At 60.0% G+C, this 12,602-nt stretch carries 11 protein-coding genes; 6 read left to right on the top strand and 5 right to left on the bottom strand.

From position 1 onward, the window contains the following. Positions 1-205: 205 nt before the first annotated feature. Entirely contained in the window at positions 206-976 is a 771-nt protein-coding gene (locus BT204_RS05000; protein WP_072445841.1) for a ParA family protein, read from the top strand. A gap of 551 nt (positions 977-1,527) precedes the next feature. Beyond that, a complete protein-coding gene (locus tag BT204_RS05005) occupies positions 1,528-1,740 on the top strand; it encodes a DUF6124 family protein (protein ID WP_175550957.1) in 213 nt (70 codons plus the stop codon). A gap of 130 nt (positions 1,741-1,870) precedes the next feature. Here BT204_RS05005 and trxC read toward each other — a convergent pair whose 3' ends face one another. Then, positions 1,871-2,305, bottom strand: coding sequence for a thioredoxin TrxC (trxC, locus tag BT204_RS05010; protein WP_054896225.1), 435 nt, complete (start codon positions 2,303-2,305; stop codon positions 1,871-1,873). Between the two features lie 217 nt (positions 2,306-2,522). Here trxC and BT204_RS05015 point away from each other — a divergent pair, with 217 nt between their 5' ends. Then, positions 2,523-2,819: a type II toxin-antitoxin system HigB family toxin gene (locus tag BT204_RS05015; protein WP_072445845.1), complete on the top strand. Its 297-nt coding sequence runs from the start codon at positions 2,523-2,525 to the stop codon at positions 2,817-2,819. After that, positions 2,816-3,217, top strand: a complete 402-nt coding sequence (locus tag BT204_RS05020; protein WP_034125602.1) for a helix-turn-helix domain-containing protein — start codon at positions 2,816-2,818, stop codon at positions 3,215-3,217. The genes BT204_RS05015 and BT204_RS05020 overlap by 4 nt, the downstream gene beginning before the upstream one ends. A 4-nt stretch (positions 3,218-3,221) precedes the next feature. On the opposite strand, the gene BT204_RS05025 is transcribed toward BT204_RS05020, so the two are convergent. The 4 genes from BT204_RS05025 to BT204_RS05040 form a co-directional block, all read right to left on the bottom strand. Further along, positions 3,222-4,685: a protein adenylyltransferase SelO gene (locus tag BT204_RS05025; RefSeq protein WP_072445847.1), complete on the bottom strand. Its 1,464-nt coding sequence runs from the start codon at positions 4,683-4,685 to the stop codon at positions 3,222-3,224. A gap of 48 nt (positions 4,686-4,733) precedes the next feature. Continuing rightward, the gene (mscK, locus tag BT204_RS05030; protein ID WP_072445849.1) at positions 4,734-8,117 is read right to left on the bottom strand and encodes a mechanosensitive channel MscK; all 3,384 of its coding nucleotides are present in this window, start codon (positions 8,115-8,117) and stop codon (positions 4,734-4,736) included. 49 nt (positions 8,118-8,166) lie between these two features. Beyond that, a complete protein-coding gene (locus BT204_RS05035; protein ID WP_057975415.1) occupies positions 8,167-9,909 on the bottom strand; it encodes a potassium/proton antiporter in 1,743 nt (580 codons plus the stop codon). Positions 9,910-10,150: 241 nt separating this feature from the next. Continuing rightward, the gene (locus tag BT204_RS05040) at positions 10,151-11,776 is read right to left on the bottom strand and encodes a methyl-accepting chemotaxis protein (protein ID WP_032904071.1); all 1,626 of its coding nucleotides are present in this window, start codon (positions 11,774-11,776) and stop codon (positions 10,151-10,153) included. 277 nt (positions 11,777-12,053) lie between these two features. Between BT204_RS05040 and BT204_RS05045 the strand changes: the two genes are divergently transcribed. Beyond that, positions 12,054-12,284 (top strand): hypothetical protein, encoded by a 231-nt coding sequence (locus tag BT204_RS05045; protein ID WP_003187970.1) that lies wholly within the window; start codon positions 12,054-12,056, stop codon positions 12,282-12,284. Next, positions 12,281-12,574 carry a cell division protein ZapA gene (locus BT204_RS05050; protein WP_003187971.1) on the top strand — a complete coding sequence of 98 codons (294 nt, stop codon included), beginning with the start codon at positions 12,281-12,283 and terminating at the stop codon, positions 12,572-12,574. The genes BT204_RS05045 and BT204_RS05050 overlap by 4 nt, the downstream gene beginning before the upstream one ends. The last annotated feature ends 28 nt before the right edge of the window (positions 12,575-12,602 follow it).

A 12,602-nucleotide genomic window follows, 5' to 3' on the forward strand; every position in this document is an offset into this window, starting at 1 on the left:
GCAAATAGTGGTGAAAGTTTGTTCACTATTGATCACAAATAAGTTGGAAGAATTTACAGATTATCGGCGAGCGAAGGCCGGACTCGATCGTTGCGCGGTTTCCATTCATTTGTGAGCCAGACAGCGCGTGAGGATGAACGAGGTAGCTAACCAGCGCTTTTGCGCTCTACACTCGGGGGATTCATTGATACACGGAGGTTTTTCCATGCGGCGCGTGGTGTTCAATCAAAAAGGCGGTGTGGGCAAGTCCAGCATCGCCTGCAACCTGGCGGCGGTCAGCGCCAGCGAAGGTTATCGAACCCTGTTGGTGGACCTCGATGCACAGGCCAACTCAACTCAGTACCTCACCGGGCTGACGGGCGACGACATCCCCATGGGAATCGCGGATTTTTTCAAGCAAACCCTGTCGACGGGGCCGTTTTCGAAGAAAAACAGGGTAGATATCTACGAAACCCCGTTCGATAACCTGCATGTGATCACCGCCACCCCGGAACTGGCCGACCTGCAGCCCAAGCTTGAGGCCAAGCACAAGATCAACAAGTTGCGAAAGCTGCTGGATGAACTGAGCGAAGATTACGACCGAATCTACCTGGATACGCCTCCAGCGCTGAATTTTTACGCGGTTTCAGCGCTGATTGCCGCCGATCGCGTACTGATCCCTTTCGATTGCGACAGCTTTTCCCGCCAGGCCCTGTATGGCCTGCTGGGTGAGATCGAAGAATTGAAGGACGACCATAACGAAGGCCTGGAAGTGGAAGGCATCGTGGTCAACCAATTCCAGGCACGGGCGAGCCTGCCGCAACAGATTCTCGATGAGTTGATTGCCGAAGGGCTGCCGGTACTGCCGGTGTACCTGGCCAGCTCCGTGCGTATGCGCGAGTCGCACCAGGAGAGCAAGCCGCTGATCCACCTGGACCCACGGCATAAGCTGACGCAGCAGTTCGTAGACCTGCACAACCTGCTGGAAAACGCCTGACCCAACAGGCAACACCGAACACGGTGGGAGCCGGGCTTGCCGGTTACGGCCTGACAGCCCACGCTGATCGAGATGAGGCACCGCGATCCAAATGTGGGAGCTGGCTTGCCTGCGAAGATATCGACTCGGTGTGCCTGAATCACCGAGTTGACTGAATCGCAGGCAAGCCAGCTCCCACAGTTTGGATTGCATTTCGACAGGTGAGTTGGATTTGTCTCACAGAGTCTGTAGGACTCCTCTGGTAATTGGGCTTGTGCCTTGTAACCTTGCCTACAGCTACGCCAGAATCCGCCGGCTTGTGCGTCTGGATGGGCGTCTCTAAGGTTTGCCGGTCGCTGAATGTTCAGTGATCGGGTTTAGTAGCCCACTCAGACGAAAGCATGTGCATCGCTCCAAGCATGGCGTTTTTTGCCTATCTGATGGTGGCTGTGCGCAGGGCGCCTTAGGGTGCGCCGGGTTTTGCTTTCGTTCTACCGGTCTACTAACCTGCGTACAGCTGCCGCCCCTTGTTTAGTAGCAAGAAGGCGATGGCCCTGGCAGAGAACGAAAATATGAATTTATTCACCGTTACACCCAACCTCCCCACCGAAACCCTGGTGCTCAACAGCTACGAAACCTTCTCCTCGGTGCGCACCTTGCTGCTCAACCTGTCCAACGACCTCACCGGCGAACACCGCGACGTAGCGCTGGCCATCCACCAGCTAAGCGAACTGGGCGTCATGCTGGTCAGCCAGATGATGGACCGTGAAGCCCTGCTGACCTGAAGCTGAAATGCATTCAATGTGGGAGCTGGCTTGCCTGCGATGGCATCGCCTCGGTGTATCAGACCGACCGAGTCGCCTGCATCGCAGGCAAGCCAGCTCCCACATTGACCGAGTTGATTGAGGGGAATGTTTACACCCCCTGGCTGCTCAACCAACTCATCAACTGCGGCAACGGGAATGCCCCGCTCTGGCGCGCCACTTCGCGGCCGTTCTTGAACAGAATCAAACTGGGAATCGAGCGAATCCCCAATTGCGCCGACAGCTGCTGGTTAGCCTCGCTGTCCAGCTTCGCCAGCCGGCACTTGCCTTCCAACTGCCCGGCGGCCTGTTCGAATACCGGCGCAAACGACTTGCACGGCCCACACCAGTCGGCCCACACATCGACCAAAAGCGGCAGGTCGCCCTTGATCTGGCTGGCATAGTCGCCCTGTTTCAAATCAAAGGGTTTGTTCAGCAACACCGGCTGCTTGCAACGCCCGCACTTGGGCGCGTCACCCAGGCGTTCGCCGGGGATACGGTTGAGGCCGTTGCAATGAGGGCAGGGGATGACAAGAGGTTCGGACATCGGAGGCTCCTGGGGTTTGGCCAGTTGGGTATTTGGTGTCGAGACAGAGGTTTGTCAAGGATATAGATACTTATTCGCTCACATTTTCGTCCTCGCCAGCGTGAACGGTGTGGCTAGGCTTTTTGTTGTGCACCACCGGTCTGTTTGCGGCTATAGCAAATTGCGATAGTTCGAATTCAGGTTTACCCTTCATAGCAAGATGCGATAAGGACGTTGCATGCGAGTCATCAGTGAAAGCAGGATCTGGGAAGCAAAAGAAAAATGGCCGCGCTCTGCAACAGCTCTGGATCAGTGGTATCGCGTGATCAAGCGCAACGCCCCCAAGGACTTTGCCGCAATGAAAGCCATGTTTCCCGCCACCGACAAGGTAGGTGAATTTCATGTATTTGATATTGGCGGTAACAAGCTGAGGTTGATTGCGTCGGTGCAGTATCGAATGCAGCGCGTTTACATCAAACACCTGCTTGACCACCGTGATTATGAGAAAAACAAATGGAAGGAAAAAATCAGATGAGCGCACTTATGCGAGTGGCGGCAGAGCACTGGCAGTTCGTTTCGCCTGTGCTGCGCAAGCCGGAAAACGAGGCAGATTACGACGCATTGGTATGCGGTTTGGATGAGCTATTGAGTCTGGTGGGTGAAGACGAGGACAGCCCGCTGATGAGCCTGGTCGACATTCTGAGCGACTGGATCGAAGCTTATGATCGTGAGCATCGCCCAATGCCCGTAGCCAGCGGGGTCGATGTGCTGCGCTACATGATGCGCGAGCACAATCTTACCCAGAGTGACCTTCCTGGCGTTGGGGCGCAATCGGTTGTCTCGGAGATACTGAGCGGAAAACGCCAGCTCAACGTGCGCCAGATTCGTTGGCTGGCCGAGCGTTTCGGGGTGTCGGTGGAGACCTTTATCTAAGGGGTCACGACGAACAACTAATCTCCAAATGCTTACCCCAATCCGGGGGCCGTTGCGCGTACTGCTCCATGCCCGCTTGTTCCTCAAACGGCCTGGTCAGCACGTCATGCAGCCGCCGCACTTCGCTGTAGTCGCCTGATTCGGCGGCGGTGATGGCGTTTTGGGCCAGGTAGTTACGCAGGATATATAGCGGGTTGACCGCGTGCATGCGCTCACGGCGCTGTTCCTGGGTGTAATCCCCATCCCGTGCAACACGGGCCTTGTACCGCTCGGCCCAGGCATCAAACCCGGCCATGTCGACAAAGTCATCACGCAACCGCGCCACGGCTAACGTCGCCGATTCGTCGCCCAGGCGGCGGAAGAATAGCGTGTAGTCCACACCGCTGTTCTGCATCAGCTTGAGCAAACCCTCCACCAGCGTCTGGTCGTCTTCTTCGGCGGTGGTCAGCCCCAGCCGGCGGCGCATCAGGTCCAGGTAGTGCGCTTGATACAGCGGCAGGTACAGGCCGAGGGCTTCCTTCAGTGCCTCAACGCTGATGAATGGCGTGAGCGCCTGTGCCAAGGCGCTGAGGTTCCACTGCCCTATCGGCACCTGGTTGCTGAAGGAGTAGCGGCCTTCATGATCGGAATGGTTGCAGATGAAGTGCGCGTCAAAATCGTCGAGAAACGCGAAGGGCCCGAAGTCGAAGGTAATGCCCAGGATCGACATGTTGTCGGTGTTCATCACGCCGTGGCAAAAACCATAAGCCTGCCATTTGGCGATCATTTCGGCGTTGCGCTCGACGATTTCGCGGAACATCGCCAGGTAAGGCTCGGGTTGCTCGCGGCATTCGGGGTAGTGCAGGTTCAGCACGTGCTCGGCGAGTTCGGCCTGCTGCTCAGGCTTCTTGGTGTAGTAGAAATATTCGAAGTGTCCGAAGCGAATATGGCTGTGGGCCAGGCGTAAAACCATCGCCCCGCGTTCCTGTTTCTCCCGCCATACCGGCGTGCTGGAACCGATCACGCACAGGGCGCGGCTGGTGGGGATGCCTAGCGCATGCAGGGCCTCGGAGGCGAGGAATTCACGAATCGAAGAGCGCAACACGGCACGCCCGTCGCCCATGCGCGAGTAAGGCGTCATCCCGGCGCCCTTGAGGTGCAAATCCCAATGCTCGCCGGCCTCGTTATAGACCTCGCCCAGCAATAACCCGCGGCCATCGCCCAGTTGCGGCGTGTAGCCGCCGAATTGATGACCGGAATACACCATCGCCCGTGGTTCTGCCTCGGCCCACAGCTTGTGGCCGCCGAACAGCTCGGCAAATACCGGGGTTTCGGCCACGGCCGGGTCGAGATCGAGCAGGGCCATGGCGGCCTTGCTCGCGACGACCAAGCGCGGCTCGTCGAGGGGCTCTGGCAGTACGTGGGTCGAGAATGCGTCGCCCAGGCGTGCGAAGCGGTTGTCGAAGGTCAGTTCGTCGAGGGCTTTCACCGGCCATCTCCAGCAGAATGTCCGAGCATTCTGCTGGTGATAGGGCGTTTAGTCGAGTTTGCTGGGTGGCGGCTCTGGCGCATCCGCCACTTTGCCTACGGGAGGCTCCGGGGCGTCGGGCTTGTCGATGGGCTCGGCGATGGTCTTGCGCTCGTCTTCGGCCGGCACCAATTTGTATTCCTGGCCGTGAAGATTCTTCAGGTAGATTTCCATCTGCCGGAACGAGATGTTGATGTGCTGTTTCTTGAATTCACGATTGATATAGCGGTTGACCTCGTCCAACACCGGGTTGCGGTCGCCCAGGTCGCGAACATGCATGCGCAGCTCGTGGTCGAGGGTGCTTTCGCCGAAGTTGAGGAAGTACACGTGGGGTTCCGGCTCTTTGAGTACTCGTGGGTTTTCTCGCGCCGCCTTGAGTAGCAATTCCTTCACCAGGTCCAGGTCGGAGCCGTAGTCCACGCCCAGTTTCAGGGTGACACGGGTGATGGTGTCGGTCAGCGACCAGTTGATCAGTTGCCCGGTGATGAAGGTTTTGTTGGGGACGATGATGTCCTTGTTGTCGAAGTCGGTGATGGTGGTGGCACGAATGCGGATCTTGCTTACCGTACCCGACAGGTTGCCGATGGTAATGGTGTCGCCGATGCGCACCGGGCGTTCGAATAAAATCATGATGCCGGAGATGAAGTTGGCGAAGATCTCCTGCATGCCGAAACCCAGGCCCACCGACAGCGCGGCCACCAGCCATTGCAGCTTGTCCCAGCTCACACCGAGTGTGGAAAGGGTGGTGACAAAGCCCACGCCGGCAATGATGTAGGACAGCAAGGTGGTGGTGGCGTAGGCGCTGCCTTGGGCCAGGTCGAGCTTGGACAGCACCAGGACTTCGAGCAGGCCGGGCAGGTTGCGCGCCAGGGCGAAGGTGATACCGATGATGATCGACGCGCCCAGCAGGTCGCCGATGCTGATGGGCACCATGCTGATATTTGCACCTGTGCCGCTGGTGTATTCGTACAGGGTGACGTTGTCCAGGTAGGAAAATACCGAGATCAGGTCCGACCACACCCAGTACAGCGCCGCGATAAAGCCGCCGAGCAGGGCCAGGCGGATCAGGCGCATGGACTGTTCGTTGACCTGCTCGATGTCCAGGGTCGGCTCTTCGATCACCGCTTCGCCGTCACCGGCCTCCTTGGCTGCCTGGCGTTTGGCCAGGGCCCGGGCGTAGGCCAGGCGCCGTGCGGCAACACCCAGGCCGCGCACGAAGGTGGCTTCGATCACCAGCCAGAACATCAGCAGGTACAGGGTATTGATCAGCCGGTCGCTGAGTTTCAGTGCGGTGTAGTAATAGCCAAAGCACACGGCAATAAACAGTGCGATGGGCAGGGCGGTGAACACCACGCCGATAGCTTTGCGAAACAACGAGGCCTTTTCGTGGGTCGGGCTGTTCAGCAGCAGGCGGCCCAGCAGCCAGGCCATCAGCCCGTAGCAGGTCAGTACCACGGCGATACCCAGCACGTCGTCAGCCAGCGCCGCCGGTTGATGTTCGGCAATCGCGACCACGGCCACCAGCGCCAGTACCACCAGCCCGAGCTTGCGTATCCAGCCTTGCAGGAATTCGACCTGCGGCCTCTCCCAGCGAAAGTGCAGCTCCGCCACGCCGCCCGGCGCGAGGATGCGGTAGGCGGTGTAGAACACCAGCCAGGCTTGGGCGATCTGCAGCAAGGCCGCCCCCAGGTTGGCGTTTTGCCCGCGGGCGTCGATCTGCAACGCGTAGCCGCACAGCGCCAGGCCAAGGGCCACGGGCATCGCCAGCAGGATGTTGATCAGGATGGCCTGCGGCGTATGCCACTGGCTGTCGCGCTTGAAGTGGCCGATGTCCTGGTGAACCTTTTTCAGGCGCACATACAGCGCATTGCGTCGCCACAACAGCGCGCCGATCAGCAACAGCAGCGGCAGGAACAGCAGTGGGCGTTGGGTCAGGCCGTCATACAGCTCACTGACGCTGGACGCCCAGGGCAGGGTGGTGACCTGTTTGCTCAGATGCGCCGGTACGGTTTCCAGCCATTCAGTGTCCAGCGGCTTGTTGCTGGGGATCCAGAACATTTGCTCGTCGAGCGTGGCGCGCAGGGTGCTGGCGGTGCTGAGCAGTTGTTTCTGGTTCAGTTGCAGGGTGATGGATTCGTTGAGCAGTGCACTCAGCTCGCGGCTCAGACGCTCCAACAGGTCGCTGCGGGTGATCGCCACTTCCAGCAAGGTGCGGCGCAGCTGCGGGGTGACCTCATCCGGTGGCTGGTTGGCCAGCAGGTTGTCCACATAGGCGCTGGGGGAGGTAATCAGCTCACGCTGTTGGTTGACCTCAAACTGGTACAGGCGAATGTTGGCGATGTCGTCGGCCAGGTCTTTGTCCACGGTGAGACGCGGCAGGGCCTGCTTTTGTTTATAGAGAATCTTGGACAGCAGCAGGCTGCCCTTGAGCACGTTGATCTGCTCGTCCAGGGCCGAATCGCTTTGGGTCACGGTGTCCAGTTGCTGCTTGGTCTGCAGGTTTTTCTGGGTCAGGTCGTTGAGGCGGTCGGTGCTTTTGAGCAGGTAGTCGGACAGCTTCAGGTTGTCTGCGCTTTCCTTGGCCAGGATGCTACTGCCGCCGGCTTTCTGCGCTTCGATGGACTGTTGGGTCACCGTCTGCTGGGACTGGGCCAGGCGTTTCTGGTTGATCAGGGTTTGCAGGTCCTGGATTTCCTGCTCCAGGCGTGCGGTTTTTTCCTGGATCAGGTCATGCTGGCTGTTGCCCAAATCTTGCAGCTGGCTGTTGCCGGCCAATTCCTGGCGGCGCAGGGGAATCAAGGCATTCAGGGCCGCCAGTTCGGCGTTGAGCTGGTTGCGCTGGTCGCCGCTGAGAGGTTTGCCATTGTCTTTGCCAAGCTTGAGCGTCGCGTTGATTTGCTGGATGCGCGTCTGGCTGCTGCTGATTTCGGTCTGGGCGCGTTCGGGGCGGGTCTGGGCGGCGATGGTCAGGCTGTTGGCGTCGGCCAGTTCTTTTTGCAGGTCGCCTTGCTGGGTGCTGCGTTGCACCAATAACTGCTCAAGCTGCGGCACCGGCAGGCTGGCGTAGCGTTGGGCCACCGGAATGATTTTGGTGGCCTTGAGGCGCGCCAGCTCACGCTGGTTCTCATTGGTCTGGCGCGGGGCCTCTTCCAGCTGGCGCTTGAGGTCGGCCAGGCGCTGCTCGTAGTCCTGCTGATTGCCCAGGTAGGTCAGGGTCTGTTGCAGGGTCGCCTGCAGCGCCTTCATGTCGGCGTCAGGCAGCTTGCGGTCGGGCAGTTTATCCAGGCTTTGCTGGACGGCTTCGGCGCTGGGCGGGTCGGCGGCGTATACGCTGCCAACACAAAGGGTCAGGCCCAGCAGGGCAGTGGCGAGAAAAGTACGCAGGGTTGGCATAGAGACCGGTCTTGCAAAGTGAAGAATCGGGGCGTCGTTGTCCCGCAGTTTAGAGGAAGAGTCCGGGGCCCGGGCGACTTCCTTCGGGGAATCTGACGCCGACTTTGCCAATCTTGTTCCCGTCCATGACGGCGACGGTCCAGATGGTGTTGTTCCACTCCACCTGGTCGCCGACTACCGGTGCACCGCCAACCTTCTGGGTAATGAAGCGGCTCAATGGCATGTCCGGGTCGATACCTTCAAGCTTGAGCCCGTACAAGGCGGAAACCGCGCCCAGCTGGGCGTCGCCTTCGAGTACGAAGTCACCGAAGAAGCGCAAATCGAGGCCCCGTTGCGGCGCCTGGCTGAACAATTTGCCCAGGGCCGGCAGGTTGTGTTCGTGGCCGATCACACAGAGCAAATCGCCGACTTCCAGCACCGTACTACCCGACGGATGGAGCAGTTGCTGGCCACGAAACAGCGCGGCGATGCGCGTGCCTTCGGGCATTTTCAGCTCGCGCAGGGCCGCGCCGATGCACCATTTTTCGGCGCCCAGGCGGTAGACGAACAGCTCCCACTCGCTGGTAACGTGCACTTCCAGGGCCGCGCGGGAGATCGGCGCCGGGTCTGGCGGTACGGTGACTTTGAGCAACTTGGCCACCCACGGCAGGCTGGTGCCCTGCACCAACAGCGAGACCAGCACGATAAAGAATGCCAGGTTGAAGTACAGCTGCGCATGGGGCAGGCCGGCCATCAGCGGGAACACCGCGAGGATGATCGGTACCGCGCCGCGCAGGCCCACCCAGGCTATAAAGGCTTTTTCGCGCCCGTGGAACGCCTTGAATGGCAGCAGGCCAACCATCACCGACAGCGGCCGGGCAAACAGGATCATCCACAGCGCCAGGCCCAGGGCGGGCAGGGCGATGGGCAGCAAATCGTGAGGCGTGACCAGCAGGCCCAGCACCAAGAACATCCCGATCTGCGCCAGCCAGGCCATGCCGTCGAGCATGTGCAAAATGCCATGGCGGCTGCGCACCGGGCGGTTGCCGATCACCAGCCCGCACAGGTACACGGCGAGGAAGCCGCTGCCGTGCAGGGCGTTGGTCAGGGCAAACACGAACAGGCCGCCGGCAATCACCAGGATCGGGTACAGGCCGTTGGCCAGGTTGATGCGGTTGACCAGCTGCAACATCAGCCAGCCGCCGCCCAGGCCTACCAGGCCACCGATGCCGAATTCGCGGATCAGGTGCGTGAGCAGGCTCCAGTGCAGGCCGGTCTGGCCGCTGGCGAGCATGTCGATCAGGGTGACGGTGAGGAACACCGCCATCGGATCGTTGCTGCCGGATTCGATTTCCAGGCTGGCGCTGACCCGTTCGTTGAGGCCCTTGCCGCCCAGTAGCGAGAATACCGCCGCGGCGTCCGTGGAGCCGACGATGGCGCCGATCAGCAAGCCTTGGATGATGTTGAGGTCGAACAGCCAGGCCGCCGCCATGCCCGTGAGGCCGGTGGTAATCAACACCCCCACCGTGGCCAGGGACAAGGCCGGCCACAGCGCCACGCGGAAACTCGCCACCCGGGTGCGCAAACCGCCGTCGAGCAGGATCACGGCGAGGGCGAGGTTGCCCACCAGATAGGCGGTCGGGTAGTTATCGAAAATGATGCCACCGCCATCGACCCCGGCGGTCATGCCCACGGCCAGGATAATCACCAGGATGGGGATACCCAGGCGTGACGAAAGCGAACTCACCAGAATGCTCGCAGTCACCAGCAACGCGCCGATCAAGAACAGGCTGTTGATGGTCGTCGCATTCAAAGGCAGTACTCCAGGGCAGGGGAAGGCAGGACGCAAACTGACCATGCAGTCTGCGTGCCAGGGATTCTAACCTGTTGAATTGCTGCGCTGTCAAAAAGCTTTTGTGGCTGCGCATCGATCAAATGTGGGAGCTGGCTTGCCTGCGATTGCGGTGTGCCAGGCGCCAGGGGCGTTAGCTGATAGATTGCTATCGCAGGCAAGCCAGCTCCCACAGGGTATGCGGTGTGAGCAAAGGCTTATTTCAGAGGCGGAACCTTCCGACCATCCCGTTCAGGTCCACCGCCAATCGCGACAACTCACCGCTCGCCGCACTGGTCTGGCTGGCGCCCGTGGCCGATTGCACCGACAGGTCACGGATATTCACCAGGTTGCGGTCCACTTCCCGCGCCACCTGGGCCTGTTCTTCCGCCGCGCTGGCGATCACCAGGTTGCGCTCGTTGATCTCCACAATCGCCGTGTTGATAGTGTCCAGCGACAGGCCCGCGCCTCGGGCGATGTTGAGTGTCGATTCGGCGCGCTCGGTGCTGTTGCGCATCGAATCCACCGCGTGTTCAGTGCCTGTCTGGATGCTGCCGATCATGCGCTCGATTTCGCTGGTGGACTGCTGGGTGCGATGGGCCAGCGCCCGCACTTCATCAGCCACCACGGCGAAACCACGCCCGGCTTCCCCGGCTCGCGCTGCTTCGATCGCGGCGTTCAGGGCCAGCAGGTTGGTCTGGTCGGCCAGGCCACGGATCACGTCCAGCACTTTGCCGATATCCCTCGATTCATTGGCCAGGTCGCCAATCAGGGAGGCGGTGGCCTGCACATCGGTACTCATGCGTTCGATAGCGCTAACGGTTTCCTGCACCAGGTCGCGGCCGTCACCGGCAGAGGTGGTGGCGTTGCGCGAAGCTTCGGAGGTGCTCACCGCGTTGCGTGCGACTTCTTCCACCGCACTGGTCATCTCGTTGACGGCAGTGGCGGCCTGTTCGATTTCGTTGTTCTGCTGGGTCAGGCCACGGGCGCTTTCGTCGGTGACCGCATTCAGTTCTTCAGCGGCAGACGCTAGCTGGGTAGCGGAGCCGGCGATACGTTGCAGGGTGTCGCGCAGTTTGTGTTGCATCTTGGCCATGGCCGCGAGCAGGCGTCCGGCTTCGTCGTTGCCGTCCACGGTGATCGGGCGCGTCAGGTTGCCTTCGGCCACTTCTTCGGCGGCTTCTAGCGCCTGTGCGATGGGCAGGGTGATGCTGCGGGTCAGCAGCCAGGCGAACAGCAAGGTCAGCGCCGTGGCAACCACCAGCAGGCCTACCACCAGGTCAAAGGCCATGTCGTATTGGTCTTTGGCGCGCTGGTTGGTGGCGTTGGCGTCGTCGTTATTGATATCCAGCAAGCGGGTCAAGACCGCATTGACCTGCTCGGAGTTGTCCAGCAACTCGGTGTTGAGCAGGCTGCGCAGCTCGTTGACCTGATTGGCCCGAGACAGGCTCTTCATGCGCTCTTCAATCTGGCGGTACTGACCCAGCAAGCGCACGTACTCGTTGTAAGCGTTGCGCTCTTCGGTGCTGGTGATCAGTTTTTCGTAGATGTCCTGGGCTGTGCGAATCTGCTGATTGCGCAGTTCGAAGGCTTCCAGGGTCTTTTGCTGCACGTCCGGCTCGCGGTTGGTCAGCAAGCGGTACGACAGCACGCGCAGGCGCAGGGTCAGTTGGGTGAATTCATCCAGGGCGCGAATGCTGGGTACGCTGGCCGAGGTGATGTCTTCGGTGGCTGCACGAATTTTGCTCATCTGGTTCAGGGCGAACACACCGAGCAACAACATCAAGGCGCCAATAAACGCGAAGCCGAGGAAGGCCCTCGGGGCGATATTCATATTACGAAGAGACATGCTGGAGTCCTGGGGGAGGCGCTATCCATGCGGCCATGAGACGAGGTGTGCCCGCCTTATCGGCCATGCGACTAAAGTCTTAAGGGGGCGCGCGCTTTTGTCGCATCGGACCAGGGGTTGGGTGAGTTCAGGAACCAGATCGGGTAAATGCAGTCACTAAGGCTCGAAAGTGCGGCCCGGCCTTGCATCATCGGGCTGCGCGGCCAGGGATAACCCTGGCATCCGAGGTGAATTTTCTTTATCGTCACCGCCCTTTTTAAAAGCCCGAGAAATCAAAATGTTAGAAGCATCCCTCAGCCAATTGGAACAACTGGTCAGCGACCTCGTACAGCAGAATCAAGAATTGCTGGGCAGCAACGAATCCCTCAAGGCCGAGCTGGCCCGCGCCAAGGACGAAAACGACAGCCTGCAACTGAACCTGATGGAACAGGAAGAAAAGCACGGCGCCACCGCCGCCCGCATTCAGGCGCTGGTTGAGCGTGTAAGTGCAGGGCCTGTCAGCGCATGAGTGAGGGCATAAAGGTCGTTTCGATTCTCGGAGAGGATTACTCGATCAAGGCACCGGCCGGCGAAGATCAGACCTTGATGCATGCCGTGACCATGCTCAAGGCCTCCCTGGCGGTTACCAAGAAAAAGTACCCGACCCTGATCGGTGACAAACTATTGGTACTGGCCGCGCTGAACCTGTGCGCCGAGCAGATTGAAATGCAACAGGCTCACCAGCAGGAACTCGACCGTTACCAAGAGCAAGTCAGCGCCACGGTCGATGTGATCTCCAAGGTGATTGGGCAGCCATAATAAAAGCATGCTGGTGCGCAACGTTTGT

This window comes from Pseudomonas sp. NFPP02 (genome assembly GCF_900119355.1).
Lineage (GTDB): Bacteria > Pseudomonadota > Gammaproteobacteria > Pseudomonadales > Pseudomonadaceae > Aquipseudomonas > Aquipseudomonas paracarnis.